Source organism: Rossellomorea marisflavi (assembly GCF_022170785.1).
Taxonomy (GTDB): domain Bacteria; phylum Bacillota; class Bacilli; order Bacillales; family Bacillaceae_B; genus Rossellomorea; species Rossellomorea marisflavi_B.
On the sequence record NZ_CP081870.1, the window covers coordinates 2,102,018 to 2,125,862 of the forward strand.

Genomic DNA, 23,845 nt, shown 5'->3' on the forward strand with positions numbered 1-23,845 from the left:
ATCCGAATGAAAATCCTATTGGTTTCCTATTATCCTCTCCCTTATGCGGGGGGGATTTGGACGGTTGTTTCGAACCTTCAACAAAAGCTACTTTCACTAGGTCATCAGGTTGATTTGTTTTCCCAACGGCCCGACTTGAGTGGGTATCGCATGCACCATCTTGATCATGGGATGATGCTCGAGTCCATGCGCCCGAAGATCATGACAAGAATAAACAGAGAACTACCATTTCACCAACAGCATCCTATTATTCAGAAAGCAGAGATCTATCGCCTCAATTTTGAAATGACATTAAGGGAGTATGGATTGGAATCATATGATGTCATTCATGCACAAGATGTTACCGCTGCTCAAATCATCGGATCGATCAAGCCTGCTCATATTCCGTTAGTCACAAGTGCCCATGGCAGTCTCACCAAAGAAATCTTCCTTGTATTAAAATCCGTTTATCCCCACCTATCTGATCATTCCATCCTGACAGGAAGGGATTTCAACTATTATAAACGACTTGAAAAAGAAGCATATAAGGAGAGCAAGTATATCCATACCCAATCAAAATGGATGAAGTCCCAAATTGAGACGGATTTCCGTGTGAATCCAATAAAGGTCATCTCATACCCATTGGGAATCCATAACAAGCAAACCGGCACCCCGGTTTCTAAGAAAGATCGGTCAAAGGTGCTCATTTTCTCTGGAAGGGTTATTTATCTAAAGGGAATCACATTTTTACTTGAAGCCTTATCTCAGGTCGAATTGGGCCGTCAGGACTGGGAATGCCTGATTGTCGGGGACGGGGATTACCTACCGGCGGCAAAGGCGTTGGCAAAACGGCTTCGATTGAATGACCGCGTGTCATTCCTAGGACATCAGCAGAACATGGAAGACATCCTTGCTCAAGGCGATCTTCTCATCCAGCCGAGTCTTCAGGATACACAGCCCCTTTCGGTTGTGGAGGGTCAGTTTGCCGGATTGCCGGCGATCGTCAGTGATGCTGCCGGGCTTCCGGAGATGATTCAGGATGGATTGAACGGACTGATTGTTCCGACGGGTGATGCAAAGTCCCTACAGAATGCAATAGAGGCCTTGCTGAATGATGATGACCGACGCTGCCGGATGGGGCAGGCCGCGATTGCATGGGCCAATGAGCGTTGGACATTGGATGCCATGGTCTCTCAGACATTGGCGCTTTATAAGAGAGCTTTGACATGATCGCTAAGAGCTATTTTGGAGAAATCGTGTGCCGTATTTCCGTATGTGCTTTTGTAGTGTTAAGTGAATGCCATGCGTAAATTAATCATTTTTGCCATCGTCGGTTTTTTTGCACAGCTTGTAGATGGTTCACTGGGGATGGCGTTCGGACTGACGTCTTCCACCCTGCTTCTTGCCTATGGTGTTGCCCCGGCTATTGCATCGGCTTCCATCCATATGTCTGAGATCGCAACGACGGCTGCCTCAGGCATGGCACATTGGAAGTTCGGTAATGTCAACAAACGGATGGCCTTCCTTCTTATGATTCCTGGTAGTATCAGTGCCTTTATCGGGGCAGCATTTTTAAGCAGTATTCCAGGAGAGGCAATCAGACCTTATATATCTTCCTTTTTGCTTATTGGGATTGTATATCTTCGTCCGATTTCTTTTTTGGCCTTCTCCATCTGATGATAAACACAGCGCGAAACCTGCTCCTTCTGTGCGAAAACGGATCTTATTGCCTCTTGGAGCCACTGCAGGCTTTTTTGACGCAATAGGAGGAGGTGGGTGGGGGCCGATCAATACACCCGTTTTGTTGTCGGGGAAGGAAGCTGTACCACGGGAGGTCATCGGTACTGTGGATACAAGTGAGTTTGCCGTGACGTTATCCGCTACATTAGGGTTTGTCCTATTTTTAGGGTGGGAGAATTTTGATTGGCAGTGGGTGGCGGCATTCGTCATAGGTGGCGTTGCAGCAGCACCTCTTGCGGCACTGTTGGTCAAGAAACTTCCTTCGTTTCTTTTGGGCGTGCTTGTAGGTGGATTCATTATTCTTACGAATTCCTATACGTTACTCACTGTGTTCAATCAACCAGGCACCGTCATCCTTGGGGTCTGCATATTCATCTTGGCCACGTGGATCATCGGGGTCATTTACTGTCTGAAGGGAAAGGTAAAAAAATAAAACATAAAAATCCAACAACATTGTTCATAAGTGAGCAAAGTTGTTGACATATGACACGATGTCACATAAAGTGGATAAGGTTCCATGTGACATCGTGTCATTTTGTATTGGGAAGTTCTTGAGGGGTTTTGTCTTAATTTTATTGCATTGCGGGTATAGACCATTGAAGTTTTCTTCGTGGCAAACATCCGTCACAGAAGGAGTGTCTCAATTGCCCAAACCGACTTTTTTTAATTTGCGTGAAGAGAAACGGAGCAGATTGATCGATGCTGCTCGTGAAGAGTTTTCACGGGTATCTCTTTATGAAGCGTCCATTTCAAATATCCTAAAAATGGCGGGCATACCGAGGGGAAGCTTTTATCAGTATTTTGAGGATAAGGAAGACGCATTCTTCTTCCTGGTGGGAGAACATGCAAGGGAGAGGTTCGAACACTTCACATCCTTATTGCGTGAACATAAAGGCGACCTTTTTGAAGCAAGCAGGGAATTATTCAGGATGGTCTTGCAGCATTCCAGGGCAAGTGACCAAAACCGTTTCATGCGGAATGTACTCCTGAACATGAATTATAAAATTGAAAAGACCTTTACCCAGCATTTGACCAAAGAAACGTTGGATCAGCGCTATGCAGAAGTGTATCATCTGATAGATCGCAGTCTTCTCAACATCCAGACGAGGGAGGATCTGTACCATCTCCTCCAGATCAACACTGCGATAACCTTCCATAACCTCGTGAAAAGCATATCGGATGAACTGACTGTAGAGGAAGCGCTGAATAAATATGACAGGGAGATCCACATGATAAGGAAAGGGGTTTCCATGTGAAGTATCTCCTATGAAATAAGACCAGAAGAAAGAAGGGAGAATCGAAAATGGAGGATTCGCAACAAACACAAACATTCAACAAAACACCACTTCTTATCGTCTTGATTTCCGGTGCGTTTGCCGCCATTCTCAATCAAACATTATTAGGTACGGCTTTGCCCCATATTATGAAAGACTTAAACCTTGATGAAAGTACAGCCCAGTGGCTGACATCGATCTTTATGCTGGTCAATGGGATCATGATCCCGGTTACCGCATTCCTGATCGGTCGTTTTACGACACGGGCTTTATTCCTAAGTGCAATGGGTCTCTTCGCGGTTGGTACAGCCATCTGTGCTGTCGCGCCTTCCTTTGGCTTTTTGATGGTAGGAAGAATCATCCAGGCCTCTGGTGCAGGTATCATCATTCCGTTGATGCAGACCATCCTGTTCATGATTTATCCCGTCGAAAAGAGAGGGGCGGCCATGGGGATGTTCGGGCTTGTTATCTCATTTGCGCCCGCTATCGGACCATCCCTTTCAGGGTGGATGGTGGAAGAACTGCCTTGGAGGAGTCTGTTTTATGTGATCCTGCCGATCGTAATCGTGGATTTCATTGTAGCCTATTTCCTATTGAAAAATGTGACAAAACGTACATTCCCTAAATTGGACATCCTTTCTGTCATCTTGTCTTCATTCGGGTTTGGCGGTTTGCTATATGGATTCAGTATCGCAGGATCCAAGGGATGGGGAAGCTACCAGGTGGACCTATCCATGATTGTGGGTGGATTATCACTTCTTTGGTTCATCCTTAGGCAGCTACGGTTGAAAGAGCCGATGCTTCAGTTCCGAGTATTTAAAAATTCAATGTTCACGCTGACAACAGCTTTAGGCATGATTGTGTTCATAGCCATGATCGGTGCAGCCACGGTTCTTCCACTCTACATGCAGAATATGCTTGGATTTTCAGCGCTTGAATCCGGTTTGATGCTCCTGCCGGGTGCCTTGATCATGGGATTGATGAACCCGATAACCGGCCGATTATTCGATAAATTCGGAGCCAGGTGGCTCGCGATCATTGGCCTTACAATCTTATCTCTATCGACATTCATGTTCACTAATTTATCTGCAGAAACCACATTTGCTTATTTGGCAACATGGAATGCAGTAAGGATGTTCGGGGTGGCCATGGTGATGATGCCTGTTACAACAGCAGGACTCAATCAGCTGCCTTCTAATCTGATCCCTCATGGTACGGCCATGAACAACACGATGCGTCAGGTTTCCGGCGCTATGGGTACGGCGATGCTCGTGACCGTCATGACCACAAGCGCCATTCCAACAAAAGGGTTGGAGGGAATGATCCACGGGGTCAACGTCTCCTTCGTGGTGGCGGGCATCACCGCAATCTTGGCACTGATCCTATCTTTCTTTGTGAGGAATCCAGGTTCCAGAAGAATTAAGGGGAGTGCGTAACACACAATACACGAAATCCAATACCTAGCACATTAATCCGAGCGGCCATTTGAGAATGGTCGCTCGGATTTTTACTTTTTTTCCAAACCGCGAAGTATTCCGAATCTAGTAACTATCCAATCATCCACACCAACTCTTCCTCCGGTTCATATGGTATAGGAGGAGGTGATAGACTTGTGAAAGCATTTTGGAAACACATAAGAAATCCGCTTTCCTCCAATCCAGATCCCCTGCACGATCTGGAAAAGGCAAAGGAGATACCGAGGATGGCAAACTTCGGCTTCGCTACACGCCCTCTACGTTTCTAAATGATTGGCAGCTTGTCCGAACAAGCTGGTATAATCCTGCATATACTATAGTAGTAACGATTAAAGGAGGAAATAACAAGTGAAGGTCATAATGATTGATCCCGGTCATGGTGGAAGCGATCCCGGGGCAAGCTATAAAGGCCATGAAGAGAAATATTATAATCTGCTTATAGCTCTCGGACTGAGAGATTTCCTGCTGAAACATTATCAGGTCAACGTGATCATGACCCGTGAATCCGACCGGGAATTATCTTTGGAGGAAAGAAGCCGACTTGCGAATGCCAGGGGCGTTGATTTCTTTTTATCCATCCACCATAACGCAGGGGGAGGAACAGGGTTCGAAAGCTATATTTATGATGGAAAGGTATCAAATGACATGGTATCCCTCCAATCAACCATACACAATGAAATCGTTTCATCAATCAGCAAATATAATGTGGTGGACCGAGGAAAGAAAAGGGCGAACTTTCATGTATTGAGGGAAACAACCATGAATGCTCTATTAGTGGAGATTCTCTTCATCGATCGTGATACCGACGTCGCTTTGATGCAGTCAGCGGCATTCCGATCAGATGTAGTCTCCGGATTAGGAAAAGGGATTGCCAAAGCCTTGGCGCTGCCTGATGTACAAAAGGCCATCTTCAAAGTGATTGCGGGGTCCTTCGGTGATCGGAAGAACGCTGAAGAGAGGGTGGAAGAGCTTTCGAACAGAAAAATCGATTCTTTCATCACGTCTTTTCTTCTAGATGGAAAAACATATTTCCGGGTTCAAGCAGGGGCATTTGCCGATCGGCAGAATGCTGAAAATCTTGTTCAAACGTTGAAGGGGTATAAGATTGATGCCTTTTTGGTTGTTGAAGGAGCCGTTTCATCCATTCCTCCCGTCTCCCAACCAAAACCAACAAATACGCCGAAGCCGACCTTTCCGCCAACGTCCACCCCAAAACCGACCCCACCGCCACAGTCTCCTTCAAAACCGGGGTATTCCATCCTGGGTGAAAGTGTGTTGAAAGGTTATCAACTTGATGAGTTTGCAAGGAAGGTGAACCCGGCTGCACCTCTTCTGGGAACCTATTATATCACCCTGGGAAGATTGTATGGCATTCGGGGTGATGTAGCGTTTGCCCAAGCTCTGCATGAGACGAACTTCTTCCGATTTACTGGACAAGTCAAAGCTTCTCAAAATAATTATGCCGGTATCGGGACGACTGGTCCAGGTGTGGATGGTGCTCAATTCAAAACAGCCGAAGAAGGAGTCCACGCCCACCTTCAGCATCTATTCGCTTATACGACCATCTCTCCATTGCCAGCGGGCACTCAACTAGTAGATCCACGTTTTAACCTTGTTAAAAGGGGGATCGCCCGAGATTGGATAGAGTTAAACGGTAAATGGGCCGTGCCCGGAGCCACTTACGGTCAAATGGTTTTGGCTCTGCATGAACGGAATTTGAGCGATGCCATTGCGTCGGCAAAGGCGCAGATCTTGTTGATGGAAGATGCGATGAAACAGCTGATGATTAAATAAATGCACAAAAGGGCTGGGACAAACATGTCTTAGTCATAGTAAAACCCGAACTACTTGCTGGAGACGAGGCAACGTTAGTTCGGGTTTTCTATTTGTTTCATGACCATTTGCATTTTATTGTTTCAGTGGTTGAATGACTAGACTGCTGCGAGCCCAAGGAGGCTCATGGGCTACCCGCGGAAAGCGAAGCCTTGCGTGGCAATCATAATCCGTTTAAAGAACCCCTACCTGTACTTTTTTAGTTTTGTCTCAGCTTTGTTTAGAAGAATATTAATCGTCTTTCAACAAATGGTGGATCATTCTTTCGTGATCATTGAAGAATTGTTGCATGATACGGTAATGTCCTACTTCTTCAAGGTCTCTCTTCTTCATACCGTCTTCGCACAACTCAATGATGGTAGAGGAGGGATAAGCCATTAAAATGGGGGAGTGGGTAGCAATGATGAACTGTGAGTTCTGTCTGATGAGCTCATGGATCCTTGTCAGCATCGCCATTTGTCTCAAAGGTGAGAGGGCTGCTTCAGGCTCATCCAGTATGTAGATTCCATTACCGCGAAAACGATTCATAAAGGTGGAAAAGAAAGCTTCCCCGTGGGACTGTTCATGTAGTGATGTCCCGCCATACGAATCAATGATCGGTAGGCCGAAAGTGTCTTCGTCGAGTTTCGAGATTTGGGTGGCTACATTGTAGAAACTTTCAGCACGTAGAAAATAGCCATCGTTTGGTTTTTTTGGAGCACGGACGATGCGGAGGTATTGATCAAGTTCACTGTGTGAATCATAAGTTGAAAACTGAAGATTTAGAGATCCGCCTTCAGGGTTGAATCCAAGGGCCACAGCTACAGATTCGAGGAGGGTGGACTTCCCCATGCCATTTTCACCCACAATGAAGGTCACATCACGGTCCAGATGGAGTTCGTCGAGAGTGCGGATGCTAGGGATGGTAAAAGGGTACCGGTCAAATGCAGGAACTTCTTCTCTTTTTAACATGATACTTTTCAGGTAGCGGAATGACTCCATAAAATCCTCCTTCTAATAAAAAAAGGCATCATTTCGCATGATGCCCACTGGTTCTTATGAAGATGACGTCAATTCCAGGATCATGGAAGTGAGGTCCTCGATGTCTGAATAATAGGTTACAGAATGGGATTCGGTCTTCAGCAGGAACAGCTGCCCTTCCCTGTCAAACGAAATGGAGATTTCATGCGGTTCGTTGCCCGTAAAGGTATGAGTGATCTCACTCTCACCGAACTCCTTCATCGTTCTTAATAATTTTACTACAACATCACGTGTCATAGATTTCCCCCCTTTGTTCACTAAAGGGATTGACTAAATACAGTCTCTTAGACCCAATGACTATCTTTAGTATAACAAAGATCCCTGCAAAAAGAAACGCATGTTCTCTTGCGTATAGGGATGACTGCATGCACATATGATGTGTTAAGGAAAGGGGGAGTGGCTTTGAATCAGTGGGGAATCAGGACAGGGACACCGTCTCCGGAGTATCCTGACGACATGATCGCTATCATAAAAGACGGATTGCCGCAGGGAAAAGGAAAGAAAAAGATCTTGATCATCGGCGCAGGGCTCAGTGGCCTGGTATCGGCAACATTATTGAAGAAAGCTGGCCATGAGGTCACGTTATTAGAGGGCAATAATCGCATCGGTGGAAGGGTATATACGAAACGTTCCCCATTCTCTGAAGGGAATTATCTTGACATGGGAGCCATGAGAATTCCCGATAATCACCGTTTGGTCATGGAGTACATCCGCAGGTTCAACCTGCCGACCAATCCCTTTTTGAATACCACTCCATACGATAAACTTTATGTGAATGGAGTCTATACAACGGTTGATGAATATGAAGGGAATCCGGATATTTTAGGGTTTCCACTGACACAATCCGAAAAGGGTAAGACGGCGGAACACCTTTTCCTGGAGACAACCAAACCCTTCATCGATGCCTATCAGAGTGGAAGCAAGGAGGAGCGGAAACGACTCATTGAGAAATTCTCGAATTACTCAATGGGCAGGTTCCTTAGAGAGAGTCCTTACGGAAATCCCCTTTCGCTCAATGCCATCAGAATGATTAGCGTGCTACAGGGGATAGAGGGATTTCCGGAGTTTTCTTTCTCAGATATTTTGACCGATATCATTTATCCGATTTTCAGGAAAGAAACGACATTCAATCAGATTACAGGGGGGAATGATCGACTTCCATACGCCTTCAAAGAAGGGCTCAAAGACAACCTGTTGATGAATCAGAAAGTTTACCGCATCGTGCAGGACCGGGACGGGGTTGAGGTATATACACGAAACGGCAAACCTGGCATCTATCGGGGGGATTATGCCCTAGTGACCGTTCCTTTCACGGTATTGCAGTCCATCGATATTGAACCCTATTCGTCCATCTCTTTTAAAAAGTGGCAAGCCATTACGGAACTGACGAATGTTCCAGCGGTCAAGGTCGGCATTGAGTTCAAAAACAGGTTTTGGGAAGAAATGAAGATCGGCAATATCATCTCAGATCTCCCGTCCAGATTCACCTATGTGCCGAGCAACGGCATCGGAAGTGGACGTCCGGGGGTTCTCCTCGCCAGTTACAGCTGGGGTCAGAATGCACTTCTATTCAACTCCATGTCGAAAGAGGAGATCTTTGCCAATGTCATGAAGGATCTTGAAAAGTTCTATGGCCCGAGGGTATATTCGGAAGTCAGCTCTTATGCTGTATACAATTGGAGCGTCAATCCATTTTCAGCGGGTTGCTTTACATTATTCACTCCCGGGCAAGAAACGGATTTTGCAGACTATATCCAGCATCCTGAGGGTAGGCTTCATTTTGCAGGGGAGCACACCTCTTCTTTCCATGGGTGGATGGAGGGGGCTATCGAATCAGGAATCAGGGCTGCCTACGAGTTGAATGGGAGGTAGCATGCCCAAATCTATGAAAAAAGGAGCTTATCCCACACCTTTCTTTCTATGAAGCATACTCTATCATGTAAGGTATTTTCGTAGGAAAGGGGGAAAAAAAGTGGGAAATTACCAACACAATAGAAGAGTTTCACCTGATCGTGATGAAGTAATCGTCAACCCTACTCAGCGCGTTGTGAATACCCGTACCAAAACGCGTACCGTCAAAAATATCCACCCGACTGAAATCATCAATGTCAACCGTACCATTATCCGTAATGAAAACTACTACCCTGTACGTACGAGGGAAGTCAACGAAACAGTGGTTGAAAACTACGACTGTGGAAGAGATGTCAATCGTCCTGACTGCAGAAGGGTAAGTCCTGGAAGCGGCTGGGTCCGTCCGGCAAATGATGACCGCGATCGATATGATGGCGGCGGCCATCGATGTGGGAACCGCAACCGCCGTTGTGGCTGCAGGTGGTTCTAGTATAAAAGCATCCTTCGGGGTGCTTTTTTCATTTGCTGGGAATTATCCCTTCTATTATTCATCAATGGAGCATAGATTGAACTAGTAAAACTAAAAAATGGGAGATCTTATGATGCCGAATTTTCCTAGAAATCGAAACAATTTAGTTCCACTCGTTGCCGTCTCATTGAAAGCAATCATAAGGGTCGTCATAATTGGAATCGTCGTGATGTATGCCTCTATCTGGCTTATTTCCACCATGGCCATCAAACTTAAGGTCGATAGCCTCCTGTACTCCTCTGTCTCGGAAATGGTTCCGAAACAGACCTTTCTTATGCTCCTTTCACAAGAGATGACGGGACTGAGGATAGCCAATGAAGATCAGCTCAATCATGATTTCGATTGGCTTGAAAGTGTCACGAATGTATCCCTATTGGATCCCAGGAGTTTATTCGGAAGGGAAATACCCGGAATTGAAAATTATCATACACATATAGCGGTAGCTGGTAAAGGGACAGATATTACAAATCTACCGTACGAATCACCAGCCCCAACCGATGAGCAGCTGACCAATCAGGAAGTTGATCAGGATCAGATTGATCAGGCGAATGACTCGAAGGATGACGGGGTCAAGGAAGTGGACAAGAAGTCAGTGTTCATCTATCACTCCCACAGCTGGGAAGCATTCAGCCCACTCATAAAGAATAATCAATCGAGCGACCCGGCCAGCACGAACGAAAAAGTCAACGTCATCGCAGTCGGCGCCAAGCTGAAACAGGAATTGGAATCAAGAGGGATCGGGACCATCCAAGACAAAACTGATGTAAACCAGGCACTGAAAGAAAAGAGTTGGAGCTATTACGAATCCTATAAATTATCAAGAGGGCTCGTCCAGGAAGCCATCGCCCAAGACGAAGATCTAAATTATATCATCGATGTACACCGCGACTCACAACCGAAGAAAGTAACCACTAAAACCATTAACGGAAAAGCATACGCCCGCCTATTCTTTATCGTCGGGAAGGAAAATAAGAATTATGAAAAGAACTTGAAAATTGCCAGGGACCTACACGCAAAGCTTGAAAAAGAGTATCCGGGTATCAGTAGGGGGGTATTCGTCAAAACAAAAGCAGAAGGGAATGGAGTTTACAATCAGGATCTGACGGAAAGGGCTTTGCTACTCGAATTCGGCGGGGTTGAAAATAACTTGGTGGAACTGTACAATTCTACAGAGGCTTTTGCAGAAATCTTTGCAGAATATTATCACAAAGATGCGGTTGAAGTAAACAATTGAACGGGCCTTACTGGCTCGTTCTTTTTTTGTGAAAAAAAAGAATTGAAGAAAGCGTAAACAATGAATATAATGGCGTAATATCCAAAAAAGAGGAAGTGTGTCGAGGATGAAGCAAAGGATCGCTGTCGAAGCCATCACAGAAAGCTTGAAAAAAGATAAGAGGGTGAAAAGTATTTTTTTGAAGGGATCGATGGGGAGGGGAGAGGAAGATGAGTTCTCCGATGTGGACCTTTATTGCCTTGTCGAGGAAGGGGATCTGGAGTCTTTCGTCCAGGACCGGATTCGACATTTGGAAGCCTATGGGAAACTCCTGTTCCATGATGACTTGTTCATCATCGCACCACAGATCATCGCGGTTTATGAGGATTTGCTTCATGTCGATCTCTTCACGGTTACGGAAAAGACATTCAAGCAGAAAGATTATTTCAAGGTCATTTATGATCCTGAAGACAGATTGAGCCCATTCGCGAGAAGTCAAAACCTTTTATTATCCGATGCCGAATTCAATGAATTCGCTGGTGACACCGGGTGGTTCCTCTTTCAATACCTCAAAGCCATGCGAAGGGGAAATGATCTGTGGGCAGCAGAAATGCTTCAGCACACAATGAGGAATTTCTCCAGTGTCCTTTTGCAACGATACAAGCCAGAGAGGGCACAGCTTGGCTATAAAACCCTTGAAGCGAGTCTTCCAGGCCAACTTGTCGGGAATGTGAAAGAAATCATGGGACTCATAGGACCCTTCACTCATCAACAGGCTGCCAGTGAAATGGTGCGGTTGATTGAAGCTGAGAGGGGATGGATCAGGTCAAAGTGGAAAGACGAACAAGGAAACAGACTGTTGGATACCATGCTCAGTACATTGGAAGGCGAAATAAAGTAGGAAGTCGGATACATAATCCCTTCGTCCCTGCAAATCCTAAAGGCAGGAGGGATGTTCTTGAAGTATGTTTCAGCATTTCTATTAAAACTGGTCGTCACATTCCTGATTCTCTACACGGTTTTGGCAGGGGTCACAGGTCTATCGATGGGTTCCATCATTGCGTTGACTGGTGTGCTCGTTCTGATCGGTTATTTACTTGGTGATTTGTATCTCCTGCCAAGGACCACGAACGGTTGGGCGGTGCTTGCAGACTTCGGGTTGAGCTCGATTGTGGTTTATTTTCTCAGTTCGGCCATGGTGGCTGGTTCTCAGACCTTTCTTGTAAGGTCTTTTGTGGCAGCAGTGGCTGTAAGCTCATTTGAGTGGTTTTTTCACCATCATCTTAGGAAAAATGTTTTTTTGCCTGATTCCTCTGCACCCGTTTACCGGCAGGATTATCAAACTGAGGCATCAGAAGAGTTTCAACCTGACCTCGATCGGGACGAAAGGTAAAAGGACGGTATGCCCCCATACCGTCCTTTTGCATGTTTCAGCGTGAGTCGCCTTGATTGAATGTCTTCGAGAACTGTTTTACTACAGCGTGTACCTCATGTGTTTTTTCATCTTTTAATAATGGCGTGATCCTGGGGAGGAAAGAGAGTGCGTCTTCTTCTGAGAAGGTTCCTTCTTGTTGCTTTTTGAAGTTCTCCATTAGAATTAGTTTTGCCTCTTCTTCCTTGCCATCTTGAACGCGTTGTAAAATGAAAGATAAAAATTTTTCTTGCCCTTGTGAATCCATTACACGTCCTCCTTGAGTACATGATTTGATAAGCCTTTTTATTGTACCACCTTCATTGCCCATAAAAGCGGAAAATATAATTAGTAGTTGTAAAGTCGAGGATTTCCACTATAATTAGTACCAGGTATTAAAACTAGATGATGGGGTGATCTCATGTACTCATTTCTCGCCAATCTGGCAAAATTGATTTTTGGAAAAGTGGAAATCCGCAATGCCCATCTCCTTCCAAAAGATGGAGGCTACATTGTGACCTGTTCACACAAAACATGGCTTGATGTCGTCGCCCTTGGCTTCAGTATGCCCGGACCCGTACACTTTATGGCAAAGAAGGAACTATTCGACCGGAGAATCCCCGCCTTTATTTTACATAAGATTCACGCCTTTCCTGTGAACCGTGAGAACCCTTCTCCTTCAAGTATCAAAAAGCCTGTTAAACTACTTAGGGGAGGGGCAATCGTAGGAGTCTTCCCTGGAGGGACCCGTTCAGATGAGGATGTCGAAGCGAAACGTGGAGCCATTACGATAGCAAACCTCTCCCGGATGCCCATTGTACCGGCAGCCTATCACGGGCCGACATCGTTTAAAGAATTATTGCGCAACCGTCATAAAGCCGTTATCGTCATCGGCCAACCATACACCGTACGTGCAAAGGACAAGGAACAAATGACAGCAGAGACAAAGGTGTTATCAGGGAAAATCAATGAGTTGATCAAAGAAGCTCAAAAAATAAGCTGAAAGCTGTCCGTACAGATTTGACAATAGATCTGTACGGACAGCTTTTTATTTTGAAAAGGATTCATACCATATTTTCATTTGATTAGGTATGAATCCTTTTCCATGGCAGAAACTAACCAAAGAATGAAGCAGGGAGGGGATCTTATGAGGCGGTTGAATAATGCAGGTGAACAAGGGAATCTTGCGTACGTCAGCATATTCGGTACCACTCAGATTCATTTGAGGAACCCCATGATTGTTGCGCTCTGGTCCATGGCCTTTCCAGGATTCGGTCATCTTCTGCTTTCAAAATACCTCAGAGGTTTCGCCCTGGTGATATGGGAGATCTATATCAACCAGACCATTCACTTGAATACAGCCATGGTTTACACGTTCATGGGTGATATCGACGCAGCAAAAAGCGTTCTCGATATCCAGTTCATGCATTTATACATTCCGGTGTACTTGTTTGCCATATGGGATAGCCACAGAACCGCCGTCGACCTGAATAAAGTTTATTTAAGCCATAAAGGAAACAAGTCGACCGTCAACAGGAGGCTCGTGATTCGACCGCTTGAAATCAACTATCTTGATAAGAGATGCCCTGTTTCAGCTTTTTTTTGGTCCATGGCCGTACCGAGTGTTGGACATTTTTATAATCACCGGATCATATCGGGGCTTTTCACGCTTGTGACCACTGTTATTTATGTCTATAATTCCCATATATTGGAAGGGATTCATTATCTTATCTTAGGAAGATTGGAAACCTCTGTGAACGTACTCGATAAACAATGGTTATTGTACATGCCATCCTTTTACTTTTTCACTATTTATGACGCGTATGTGGGGGTCGTAGAGAATAATAAACTTTTTGACAGGGAACAGTCTGCCCTTTTAAAAGAGTATTACCAAAAAGGATCCTTGTTGATTGGCAAAGGATGGAGGGTTAGATAGTGCAAATCATCGCATCGTTCAATCATTCTTCCTACATCGAAATGACCATCGTCAAGCTTGAAGAGAAGGGGGTGGATGATCTATATGCCATTCCACTTGAAAGCAGGCAGAGAGAAACAAGGCTCTTTGACTCCATTCATTATTCAGATGGTCATTCCCTTCTCAATAAAGGCATGTTCCTTGCCGTGATCTTTTCGGTTATTGCCACAAGTCGTGGGTTTACTTTGGAATGGGGGCCGATCTATTGGGGGTTGATCGGGGCAGGGAGCGGATTGGTCCTTGGTTTCCTCATCGACTTGTTCCTGGTGAAGATCAAAGAGAGGAATCAGATTTTGGCAGATCATCATCAACCATCTGAAATCATCCTCATTATTAACTGTAGGTCAAAGGATGAAGAATGGGTGACCAGGACGCTATGGGAACATCATGCATTGGGGATTGCCGCGGTCGGAAAAGAGTGAAAGACGGACCAAACGATAAAAAACCATTCAATGCCTCATCATTGAATGGTTCAACCTTACTTTATGTGGAAGACATCGTCGGTCTAAACGGTTACTTTGTTGCAATTGATCCAATGGATGGAGCCCGACTCCGTATGTGGATGGCATTCTTTTTTTACGCTTCTAAACTCTTCTTCCAATTCTTCGAGGGTCAATTCGAACAGCTGTCTTTCTCCTTTTTTGTACACTTTGTGCACGATCAACTTATTGATCAATTCATTCCTTCTTTGCGTGGTTTCCATCATACTCACTCCTCATGAATGGTTGGGAAGAGGATATAAAAATCCCTCTTCAGGATAAGAAGAAGGATTGCCCGGACTCTTCGACTCATCTTTCAAGCACCTGCTTGTGGAATTAGCACAGTATCCCGATTTGGAACCTGTTGCTGAGGCTTCATAGGGCCATTCCCTCTGCCTCTCTTGATAAGCGTTATATGAAATATAGTATAAACCAAGTATACCAAGTTGTCAACTTGGTTTAATGTGCGATTTCAGACACACAAAATGAAGTGAATCACTCGTATAACCCGGTCAATCATGGTACCGTATGTATAGAATGAATAAAGCGGTTTGGAGTGAACGAGATGAAGACAGTGGCAGTTGTGGGTGGAGGTATCACCGGCCTTACGACACTATACTACCTTCAGGAATACTTGAAAGGTGAGGACGTAAGACTGATATTGATTGAGGGAGAAGATATGCTTGGAGGTAAAATCCAGTCGATCTCTTCGGATCCCTTCATCATGGAAGTCGGTGCCGATTCAATTGTGTCAAGACACCCGGGGGTCCTCGAGCTTATCGGGGAATTAGGGCTCATGGATGAACTTGTATATAACGAAACGGGTACATCGTTCATCTACACGCAGGACACACTACATAAGATTCCAACAGATTCAGTGTTTGGAATTCCCATGACGAGAACTTCCCTGATGGAGAGTACGCTGATTTCCGACGCGGGAAAAAGGGCTGCACTACTGGATTATGAAACGGAGAATGACACGTTCACAAAGGAAGATTCCATAGGGGATTTCCTGGAGTTTTTCTTAGGAAAAGAGCTCGTACAAAACCAGATTGCACCTGTTCTATCAGGGGTATATTCAGGGGACTTGCATACACTGAGCATGTCTTCCACACTGCCATACTTATTAGATTATAAGAATGCTTATGGCAGTATCATGAAGGGGCTATGGATCAACCGTGAAAAACATCAGGGGAAATCCAACAAGAAATTTGTTTCGTTTAAAACCGGATTATCAGCCATCATCAATCGGCTGGATGAATGCACGCCGAACGCAGAAAAATACAAGGGGATCGGCCTCGAGAGCCTGAAAAAATCGGGTCGTATGTATTCATTGGAACTCACCAATGGTGAAACCATATCCGCGGATGCAACCGTCCTTGCCATTCCACACAATCGTGCAAGGGGAGTTCTCAACCACCCGGAACTGAATGAAGGCTTTTCCCTTCTTAAAACGAAATCGTTAAAAAGCATTTACCTTGGATTCGACTTTCCTGATACCGTATTGCCTGCAGATGGTACAGGGTTCATCGTCGCAAAAGAACAAGGTGGAGTGAAAAGCGACGCCTGCACGTGGACAAGCAGAAAATGGAAACACACGTCTGTTGATAGTCAGCTCCTCGTCAGGCTTTTCTATAAGGATTCCAATCCCCACTGGGCAGAAATTAAACATCTCACCCAGGAAGAGTTGCTTCACACAGCTCTTAGGGATATAGAAGCGACGATGGGACTCAAAGGGGTACAGCCTATTCGAAAAGAAGTAACAGACTGGTCCGGCCTGATGCCCAATTACAACCTGGAACATGCACAATCAGTAAGACAATTGGAATCAAGCCTGGCTGTTGAATTCCCCGGGGTCATGTTAGCGGGTGCTTCCTATTACGGTGTGGGCATTGGTGCCTGCATTCAAAATGGAAAGAAGACAGCAGAGCAGCTGTCTTCACGACTTCGTTGAGCGGTGCGAGGTCATGCTCCTGAACAACAGGGAGGCCAGGCCGATCACCATTAGTAGCACCATGCTCAGATAGAATCCGTATCTGCTCTCCTTCAATGTGAACGTTCCGCTGATGGCCAACACCAAGATTCCCAGTGCAACGAGGCTCACTCCGTTCCTCATGACGTCCCTGTCAAGAAGCTTGAAGGAAGAAAGCAGAATGAATGCCCAATTACAAAGCAACAGGATACCGGCGGCCGTGATGAATGCTTCAAAAATGATTCCCGGCAATAGTTGAGAAGCGATGATGGCACACGCCATGCCGGCAATGGCTAGTAAAAGCGATGGAAGAGGGATATCCCTTTTCCATCTTTTTTTGAAGATTGCAGGGGCTTCACCTTCATCCGCCATAGACCGTAGGAGTCGGGTGACGCTGAATAACGCTGCAGCCAATGCGGATAAACCGGCAAACAGAATCACGCCGTTAAAACATGATGCGACAATCGGAACATTCCCCTGATTCAGGACAGATATGAAGGGGCTTTCCTCACTGGAAAAGTGTTTGGGCGCCTGCAGATTCATTGTGATCCAAAGTGCCAATACATACAATGAGCCAAGGCACATGATCAGTACCCTTCCACTTTTAAGTATATCTTTAGTATTGGAGAGCCTAGAAGCCATCAGACCGATGACTTCGATGCCGGCGAAGGAGTAGAAGGCAAAGATCAGAGAAGTTCTCATCCGATTGAATCCTTCATCAAAATGCATTGAACTATTCAAATGGAAGTGGTTTCCGGTCCCTGATAACAACGCTGCACCGATGAATAGGAAGATCACAAGCGCTGAGAGCTTGATGATGGAAAAAAAGTCTTCCGCTATATCAAATCCCCTTGCTCCGAGTAATACGACTGAAATGGATAGCACCGCAAAGATAAGGGTGAAAACCCATAGCGGAATGGAAGGGAACCAGTACCTGGACAAAATCCCAAGGGCGGTCAACTGCCCTCCCATGATCAAAATCGTAGAAATCCAGTAAATCCAGCCGCACAGGAAGGCAGCCCAACTTCCATATGCTTTTCCAGCGTAGGTACAGAAAGATCCTTCACAAGGATCGGCCATGGTCATCGTGGCAAGTCGCTTGTACACAATCCATGTTGCAAATGCTGCGATTAGGAAAGCAGGGATGATGAAGCCCCCCGACGATTTAAGGGCTATGCCTGTACCCAGGAAATACCCGGTCCCTACCGTACCCCCAGCACCGATCAAGGATAGGTGCCACCACGAAAGTGCAGGTTCTGCTGAAGAATGCTTCATGATGAACCTTCAGCCGGCTGCGGTTTCTTCTTTTCACTTGTGTGGATCCAAAACATAACCAATGCTATGATGACCACAGCAAACAGTCCCGCCCCGATAAAACTCACATTCAATCCATTTTTCATAACCAGCGAAACCAGGGGGGGACCAGCTGCCACCCCAATAAAACGGGAAGAACTGTAGAGGGAAGAAATAGTCCCGCGTTCCTCTTTTTCAATGTTTTCTGTGATCAACGCATCCAAGGTAGGCAGTAGGGCCCCAATGGCAATTCCGATAAAACCTGTAAGGCAGAGAAGGAAGACCAATTGATCCCTGAGAAACCCGACAAATGGTACGCAAAGAGTCAAAATGGCAAGACAACCCAAGATAATGCCTTTCATGATTTTTACATTTCCTTTGATGTTTTTTCCTGAAATGTAAGAAGCGATGCAAAGAGCGAGCAAAGGGATTGCCAGAACGAATCCCTTCTTCACACCGTACAAGTGGTGAATCTTTTCGAATGAATCACTTAAGTAAAAAAGAATGCCGAATAGGACCAGCATCACATACGCCCCAATGGTAAATACGGTGAAAATCCATTTGCCATGCTCTTTGAAGATCCCTTTCGTTTTCTGGATGAACTCCTTAAGTTCCATGGGTGGATCCTTCTTCTTGGGTACTTTAATGAAAAAAATGACAAGGAGGATGGAAATGAGACTGAAAAAAGAGATGGAGAAAAACGGCAGGAACCACAAGAAAGCCGCGAAAGCCGCTCCTAATATTGGACTCAACACCTTGCCAAAAGTATTGGACGTTTCAATAATGCCAAGGCAAGAGCTTGTTTTCTCATCATCATCTTTGTACAGGTCACCCACCAGTGGAAGAATGATGGGGGCTGCTCCTGCAGCTCCGATTCCCTGCAGGACCCTTCCGATAATGATCCAAAGGAAAGGATCACTCATTTTCCAAGATGCGTACCCTGCAATCAGACCTCCGATCAAAGAGAACACAAGACTGGGGAGGATGACCATTTTCCGTCCGAATCGATCCGATAAATAGCCGGCAATGGGAATCAGGAAGATTGAAGCGATTGAGTAACTCGTGATGATCATGCTGGTTTGGAAGGATGAGATGCCAACCTTCTTTTCAAAAATCGGAAGCACTGGTATCAACATGGAGTTCCCGAGCGTCATGACGAGCGGGATGGAGGCCATACTGACGACACACCAGTTACTCACTTTTGATTGATCGTTCATTTTGACACCTCATAGTCATTATGGTTTATCACAAATACTGTTCCTTCTTACAAGTATGCGGCACGGCTTCACGAGCAATCCGTCGAAAATTATTCCAAGTGGCATCTTGATATCGATTTGTAGAAGCCATCGTCTTCCTTTTCGTCTAAAGGAGCACAAAAAAAAGAGGCTGCAGCCGGGCAGCCTCTTCAATCGTTCTTATAGCTTTCCTGTAAGGAATTGTGCTTCCCCTTTACCGAAACTCCAATCGGCATCACGATTCGTCACGAGAGAGACCATTAGATCGTCTGGAGAGATGCCGCAATCCTTCTCAAGCTTTTCAGCCAACAATTGATACAATTTCTTTTTCTGTTGATCGGTCCGTTGTTTACTCGTGATGGTGATGACGACCACATCATCACTTCTGTTGAAACCGAGTCCCGTATCTTCAATGATCATCTCATGCTTCGGATGTTGGTGGACAATCTGATAGCGGTCCCTTTCTGGAACACCAAAAGCCTCAAGGACTGCTTGATGGGCACTATCCAAGATTTTTTTTACTTTCGAAGGGTCTCTTCCCTCGATTATATCGAATGTAAGCAATGGCATACAATCGCCTCCTATTCTTGATGATAACGATAAGATACCACTTTAGAGCAACGTTAAACATGGTAATGAATGACGGCACGAATTACTTGAAAATTACGGGTCATTCCATACATAATGGAAATAAATCCATTTATATTTAGAATTGTTGAGAGGAAGATGTGTGTGACCTGTCACATTTTGATTGCCACAATCAGGAATATCGACGCCGAATCTGCCAGATGGGAAGAAGAGTTCGGGGTCGGTTTGACATCCGCGGAACAATATAGGGAGGATGTACCTGTCACCTTGCCGTATCTCTATGAGGCATATGATGATGATCTTCCTTTGTTGATGTTGTTGAATGAGCTCATGACAATAGGTGATGTAGTCGAGCTGTATGAATATTGTGAAGGGAAAAAGGGAGGAGTGGCCATGAATAGAAGAGAGGAAGCCGTAACGGTGAATCTTCATCAAAAGACCTACCAGGATCAGCATGGGACCTATAAGCTGAATCAAAAAAAATGGCTGAATGACCTGGCCACCAAAAGGTATTTGACAGACCGTAGTGTGACCACCTTTCTTAAATACTGAAAGGATGAATAAGGAAAAATTGATTGACTTTTAGAAGACGAGGGTGTATTCTTTTGGAAATATTTAAATTCCATGACGGGAAGAGTACAGAAGGAAACCTTCTTAAGAGAGCCGCTGTGTGGTGAGAAGCGGTGGAGAACCTTCCGGAAAATCACCCCCGAGAAGTCCTGCTGAAGGAAGTATAGGCAGGATCGGTGCACAGCCGTTACTGTGTTGACCGAGTGCCGTACAGATGTACGGAAGATGGGTGGTACCGCGGAATAACATCCGTCCCTTTTCATAAGGGGCGGATTTTTTTGTTTCATTATCCAGGAGGAAGAGGGTAAAAGATGAAAACAGTCGATGTAAAAGAAAAAGCGCATAAGCGTGAAGAGCGGATCCAGAACTATTGGAAGGAAGCAAATACGTTTGAGAAGTCAATTTCGGAGCGGGAAGGAAAAGAAACATTTGTTTTTTATGAGGGACCACCGACAGCCAACGGCCTGCCCCATGCCGGTCATGTTCTGGGACGGGTCATCAAAGATTTTGTTGCAAGATACAAAACGATGCAAGGGTACCAGGTGCATCGCAAGGCAGGCTGGGATACCCATGGATTACCGGTTGAGCTGGAAGTGGAAAAGCAGCTCGGCATCTCAGGTAAACAGCAGATCGAAGACTACGGAGTGGAAAAGTTCATCAATGAATGCAAGAACAGCGTCTTTCATTATGAGAAACAGTGGAGGGAGTTCACGGAGGCAATAGGATATTGGGTAGATATGGATGATCCGTATGTAACCTTGGAGAACGACTATATCGAGAGTGTGTGGCATATCCTCAGCGACCTTCACAAACGGGATCTCCTTTATAAAGGTCATCGGGTCACGCCGTATTGCCCGAGCTGTCAGACTACCCTCAGTTCCCATGAAGTTGCTCAAGGCTATAAAGATGTCAAGGATCTCTCTGCTACCGCAAAATTCCGCATCGAGGGAAGCGATAATGAATTCATCCTCGGCTGGACGACCACGCCTTGGACGCTACCGGCGAATATTGCCCTCGCTGTTAATCCGGAGCTCACATATGTAAAAGTAAAAAGTGACGGCGATACGTACATCGTTGCCGAAAGCCTGAAAAACAAGCATTTTTCTGAAGAAGCACCCATTGTATCCCGATTCAAGGGCAGTGAATTGGAGGGAACTGCCTATGTCCCACCTTTTCCATTTGTGAGTCCTAAAAAAGGACATATCGTAGTTTCAGGGGAATTTGTCACTGCCGATAGTGGAACAGGGATCGTGCATATCGCTCCTGCTTACGGAGAAGATGATTACCAGCTGGTGAAAGATCATGGACTTTCATTTGTGAATGTCGTAGATGGACAAGGAAAGTATACGGATGCCGTCCCCCCATTCCAAGGGCGGTTTGTCAAAGACTGCGACGTGGATATCGTGAAGTATCTTGCAGCCGAAGGGCTCCTGTTCCATAAAGAGAAATATGAGCATAGCTATCCCCATTGCTGGCGCTGTGATTCACCGCTTCTTTACTACGCAATTGAGAGCTGGTTCATCCGCACGACGGCTTTGAAGGATCAGTTCATCCAAAATAATGAACAAGTTGAATGGTACCCTGAGCATATTAAGGAAGGTCGTTTCGGTCATTTCCTTGAAAATATGGTGGATTGGAATATCGGCAGGAATCGCTATTGGGGCACACCACTTCCTGTCTGGATCTGCGAATCTTGCAGTCATCAATACGCACCGTCAAGCATCGAAGACTTGCGTAATCGCTCTGTGGAAGAGATTGATTCCGTTGAGCTGCATAAACCATTTGTCGATCACATTCATCTCTCCTGTGATCAATGTGAAGGCTCCATGACACGGGTACCCGAGGTGATTGATGTTTGGTTCGACAGTGGAAGCATGCCTTATGCACAACAGCATTATCCATTCGAGCATCAGAAACGATTTGAAAAGCAATTCCCGGCAGACTTTATCTGTGAAGGGATCGACCAGACCAGGGGCTGGTTCTACAGCTTATTGGCTGTTTCCACCTTGTTCACGGGTAAGGCTCCTTATAAGAGGGTACTTGCTACAGGCCATATATTAGACGGCGAGGGCAGGAAGATGTCGAAGAGTAAAGGGAATGCATTGAATCCGATGGACTTTGTCACTACGTTCGGTGCCGATGCTCTAAGATGGTCTCTCCTTGCCGATAGCGCACCTTGGAATAATAAACGTTTCTCTGAAAGAGTAGTGCTCGAAGCGAAATCGAAGGTTGTCGACACTCTGGTTAATGTTCATTCGTTCTACACCATGTATGCAAAAATCGATTCATTCACCTATTCAGATCTAGGCCAAGGACAAAGGACTCTGCTGGACAGGTGGATCCTTTCAAGATTGGACAGCGTATCACAAACTATGAGTGAAGCGCTGGATCGCTATGACTTTACCAAGGGAGCACAGGCTCTTGAAGTATTCATCGGGGAAATCAGTAACTGGTATATCCGCCGTTCTCGGGATCGTTTCTGGGAGGAGGGCGTATCAGATTCAAAACTTGCTGCATTCTCCACACTCCATCATGTGCTGGTAGAAACGAGTAAATTGGCTGCGCCTTACATCCCGTTCCTTGCCGAAGATATCCACCTTAACCTCACGGGCAAGAGCGTACATCTCGCCGAATATCCGAAAGGAGGAACAGGTTACAGTGATCCATCGATCGAGAGGGAAATGGCTGCCGTCCTTCAGGTGGTTGAACTCGCTCGGAGCGTCAGAAATGCAAAATCGATCAAAACGAAGCAACCTCTATCGGAAATGACCGTCATTGCCACCGAACCACATAACGGTGAAGCGTTAAAAAAACATCAAAGGATCATTCAAGAAGAGATCAACGTCAAACGGGTCCTTGTGCAGGAAACATCCAATGATCTTGTATCGTATGAAGTCAAGCTTAATTTCAAAAAAGCCGGTCCTGTATTAGGAAAAAAAGTCGGCGCAGTCAAGAAATATTTAGATCAATTAAGTCAAAGTGAAGCAGAACAGATTGTCCAAGCGGAAACGTTACATCTGGATATCGAAGGCGAGCAATTGACTGTTCCATTTGAGCTTCTTCTTGTGGAGAGGGTGGCAGATGAAGGGCTTTCCATGGGAGCAAATGCTTCTTATCAGGTTATCCTCAATACGGAAATCACAGAGGAATTGAAGCTTGAAGGTCTGGCTCGTGAGGTCATACGGGCCATCCAGACCGAGCGGAAAGAACGCGATCTCCCAATTGAAGCTAGGATTTCCCTTCGGTTGGACGGAGACCCGGAAATACGGAAGGCGATCGAAAACAATGAATCACTGATACGTGAAAGTGTTTTGGTGAAGGAGATGAAAATAGAAGCATTATCTGGTGGAAAGGAAGTAACGTTGAATGACCGGAAATTGATCATCGACATCGGTTAAAAAGAAGAAC

Annotated in this window: 22 protein-coding genes, 1 pseudogene, 1 riboswitch and 1 other annotated feature; of the genes and pseudogenes, 16 read left to right on the top strand and 7 right to left on the bottom strand. The window is 45.5% G+C overall.

Translation table 11 applies throughout. The features are described from left to right. Window positions 1-6: 6 nt before the first annotated feature. The 5 genes and pseudogenes from K6T23_RS11010 (at window position 7) to K6T23_RS11030 (ending at window position 6,262) form a co-directional block, all read left to right on the top strand. Window positions 7-1,209, top strand: coding sequence for a glycosyltransferase family 4 protein (locus K6T23_RS11010; RefSeq protein WP_238284330.1), 1,203 nt, complete (start codon window positions 7-9; stop codon window positions 1,207-1,209). Between the two features lie 72 nt (window positions 1,210-1,281). After that, window positions 1,282-2,152 (top strand): annotated as a pseudogene (locus K6T23_RS11015) (sulfite exporter TauE/SafE family protein). Window positions 2,153-2,387: 235 nt separating this feature from the next. Next, window positions 2,388-2,975, top strand: coding sequence for a TetR/AcrR family transcriptional regulator (locus tag K6T23_RS11020; RefSeq protein ID WP_238284331.1), 588 nt, complete (start codon window positions 2,388-2,390; stop codon window positions 2,973-2,975). A 47-nt stretch (window positions 2,976-3,022) separates the two neighbouring features. Then, window positions 3,023-4,429 carry an MDR family MFS transporter gene (locus tag K6T23_RS11025; RefSeq protein ID WP_056536781.1) on the top strand — a complete coding sequence of 469 codons (1,407 nt, stop codon included), beginning with the start codon at window positions 3,023-3,025 and terminating at the stop codon, window positions 4,427-4,429. Window positions 4,430-4,816: 387 nt separating this feature from the next. Then, the gene (locus tag K6T23_RS11030; RefSeq protein ID WP_238284332.1) at window positions 4,817-6,262 is read left to right on the top strand and encodes an N-acetylmuramoyl-L-alanine amidase; all 1,446 of its coding nucleotides are present in this window, start codon (window positions 4,817-4,819) and stop codon (window positions 6,260-6,262) included. Window positions 6,263-6,532: 270 nt separating this feature from the next. On the opposite strand, the gene K6T23_RS11035 is transcribed toward K6T23_RS11030, so the two are convergent. Then, complete coding sequence (locus K6T23_RS11035; RefSeq protein WP_238284333.1) at window positions 6,533-7,282, bottom strand: AAA family ATPase; 750 nt, start codon at window positions 7,280-7,282, stop codon at window positions 6,533-6,535. 54 nt (window positions 7,283-7,336) lie between these two features. Continuing rightward, complete coding sequence (locus K6T23_RS11040) at window positions 7,337-7,558, bottom strand: hypothetical protein (protein WP_079516044.1); 222 nt, start codon at window positions 7,556-7,558, stop codon at window positions 7,337-7,339. A 165-nt stretch (window positions 7,559-7,723) separates the two neighbouring features. Between K6T23_RS11040 and K6T23_RS11045 the strand changes: the two genes are divergently transcribed. The 5 genes from K6T23_RS11045 (at window position 7,724) to K6T23_RS11065 (ending at window position 12,307) form a co-directional block, all read left to right on the top strand. Next, window positions 7,724-9,193: a flavin monoamine oxidase family protein gene (locus K6T23_RS11045; protein ID WP_238284334.1), complete on the top strand. Its 1,470-nt coding sequence runs from the start codon at window positions 7,724-7,726 to the stop codon at window positions 9,191-9,193. 100 nt (window positions 9,194-9,293) lie between these two features. Further along, the gene (locus K6T23_RS11050) at window positions 9,294-9,662 is read left to right on the top strand and encodes a CotD family spore coat protein (protein ID WP_142245921.1); all 369 of its coding nucleotides are present in this window, start codon (window positions 9,294-9,296) and stop codon (window positions 9,660-9,662) included. Window positions 9,663-9,870: 208 nt separating this feature from the next. Further along, a complete protein-coding gene (gene spoIIP / locus K6T23_RS11055; RefSeq protein ID WP_238284335.1) occupies window positions 9,871-10,935 on the top strand; it encodes a stage II sporulation protein P in 1,065 nt (354 codons plus the stop codon). Between the two features lie 106 nt (window positions 10,936-11,041). Beyond that, a complete protein-coding gene (locus K6T23_RS11060; protein WP_238284336.1) occupies window positions 11,042-11,815 on the top strand; it encodes an aminoglycoside 6-adenylyltransferase in 774 nt (257 codons plus the stop codon). 57 nt (window positions 11,816-11,872) lie between these two features. Then, a complete protein-coding gene (locus tag K6T23_RS11065; RefSeq protein ID WP_238284337.1) occupies window positions 11,873-12,307 on the top strand; it encodes a DUF2512 family protein in 435 nt (144 codons plus the stop codon). 37 nt (window positions 12,308-12,344) lie between these two features. On the opposite strand, the gene K6T23_RS11070 is transcribed toward K6T23_RS11065, so the two are convergent. Beyond that, window positions 12,345-12,593, bottom strand: coding sequence for a hypothetical protein (locus K6T23_RS11070; protein ID WP_238284338.1), 249 nt, complete (start codon window positions 12,591-12,593; stop codon window positions 12,345-12,347). A gap of 153 nt (window positions 12,594-12,746) precedes the next feature. Between K6T23_RS11070 and K6T23_RS11075 the strand changes: the two genes are divergently transcribed. From K6T23_RS11075 to K6T23_RS11085, 3 genes are all read left to right on the top strand, one after another. Continuing rightward, window positions 12,747-13,328, top strand: a complete 582-nt coding sequence (locus tag K6T23_RS11075; protein WP_238284339.1) for a lysophospholipid acyltransferase family protein — start codon at window positions 12,747-12,749, stop codon at window positions 13,326-13,328. Between the two features lie 144 nt (window positions 13,329-13,472). Further along, window positions 13,473-14,261 carry a hypothetical protein gene (locus K6T23_RS11080; protein WP_238284340.1) on the top strand — a complete coding sequence of 263 codons (789 nt, stop codon included), beginning with the start codon at window positions 13,473-13,475 and terminating at the stop codon, window positions 14,259-14,261. Next, on the top strand, window positions 14,261-14,722 hold the full coding sequence (locus K6T23_RS11085; protein WP_056536742.1) for a hypothetical protein: 462 nt from the start codon (window positions 14,261-14,263) through the stop codon (window positions 14,720-14,722). The genes K6T23_RS11080 and K6T23_RS11085 overlap by 1 nt, the downstream gene beginning before the upstream one ends. Before the next feature lie 83 nt (window positions 14,723-14,805). On the opposite strand, the gene fbpA is transcribed toward K6T23_RS11085, so the two are convergent. Continuing rightward, complete coding sequence (gene fbpA / locus K6T23_RS11090) at window positions 14,806-15,006, bottom strand: Fur-regulated basic protein FbpA (RefSeq protein WP_238284341.1); 201 nt, start codon at window positions 15,004-15,006, stop codon at window positions 14,806-14,808. 79 nt (window positions 15,007-15,085) lie between these two features. Continuing rightward, a riboswitch (SAM riboswitch) is annotated at window positions 15,086-15,190 on the bottom strand. A 154-nt stretch (window positions 15,191-15,344) separates the two neighbouring features. On the opposite strand from fbpA, the gene hemG reads away from it, so the two are divergent. Further along, a complete protein-coding gene (gene hemG, locus K6T23_RS11095; RefSeq protein ID WP_238284342.1) occupies window positions 15,345-16,733 on the top strand; it encodes a protoporphyrinogen oxidase in 1,389 nt (462 codons plus the stop codon). Here hemG and K6T23_RS11100 read toward each other — a convergent pair. The 3 genes from K6T23_RS11100 to K6T23_RS11110 form a co-directional block, all read right to left on the bottom strand. Then, complete coding sequence (locus K6T23_RS11100) at window positions 16,719-18,026, bottom strand: amino acid permease (protein WP_238284343.1); 1,308 nt, start codon at window positions 18,024-18,026, stop codon at window positions 16,719-16,721. The two genes, hemG and K6T23_RS11100, sit on opposite strands and share 15 nt — an antisense overlap. Next, complete coding sequence (locus tag K6T23_RS11105; protein WP_238284344.1) at window positions 18,023-19,261, bottom strand: MFS transporter; 1,239 nt, start codon at window positions 19,259-19,261, stop codon at window positions 18,023-18,025. The genes K6T23_RS11100 and K6T23_RS11105 overlap by 4 nt, the downstream gene beginning before the upstream one ends. 198 nt (window positions 19,262-19,459) lie before the next feature. Beyond that, a complete protein-coding gene (locus K6T23_RS11110; protein WP_238284345.1) occupies window positions 19,460-19,849 on the bottom strand; it encodes a tautomerase family protein in 390 nt (129 codons plus the stop codon). A 162-nt stretch (window positions 19,850-20,011) separates the two neighbouring features. Here K6T23_RS11110 and K6T23_RS11115 point away from each other — a divergent pair, with 162 nt between their 5' ends. Both K6T23_RS11115 and ileS read left to right on the top strand, forming a co-directional pair. Further along, window positions 20,012-20,419, top strand: a complete 408-nt coding sequence (locus K6T23_RS11115) for a hypothetical protein (RefSeq protein ID WP_238284346.1) — start codon at window positions 20,012-20,014, stop codon at window positions 20,417-20,419. A gap of 63 nt (window positions 20,420-20,482) precedes the next feature. Next, window positions 20,483-20,697, top strand: a binding site (T-box leader). Window positions 20,698-20,748: 51 nt separating this feature from the next. Continuing rightward, a complete protein-coding gene (gene ileS, locus K6T23_RS11120) occupies window positions 20,749-23,835 on the top strand; it encodes an isoleucine--tRNA ligase (RefSeq protein ID WP_238284347.1) in 3,087 nt (1,028 codons plus the stop codon). Window positions 23,836-23,845: the final 10 nt, after the last annotated feature.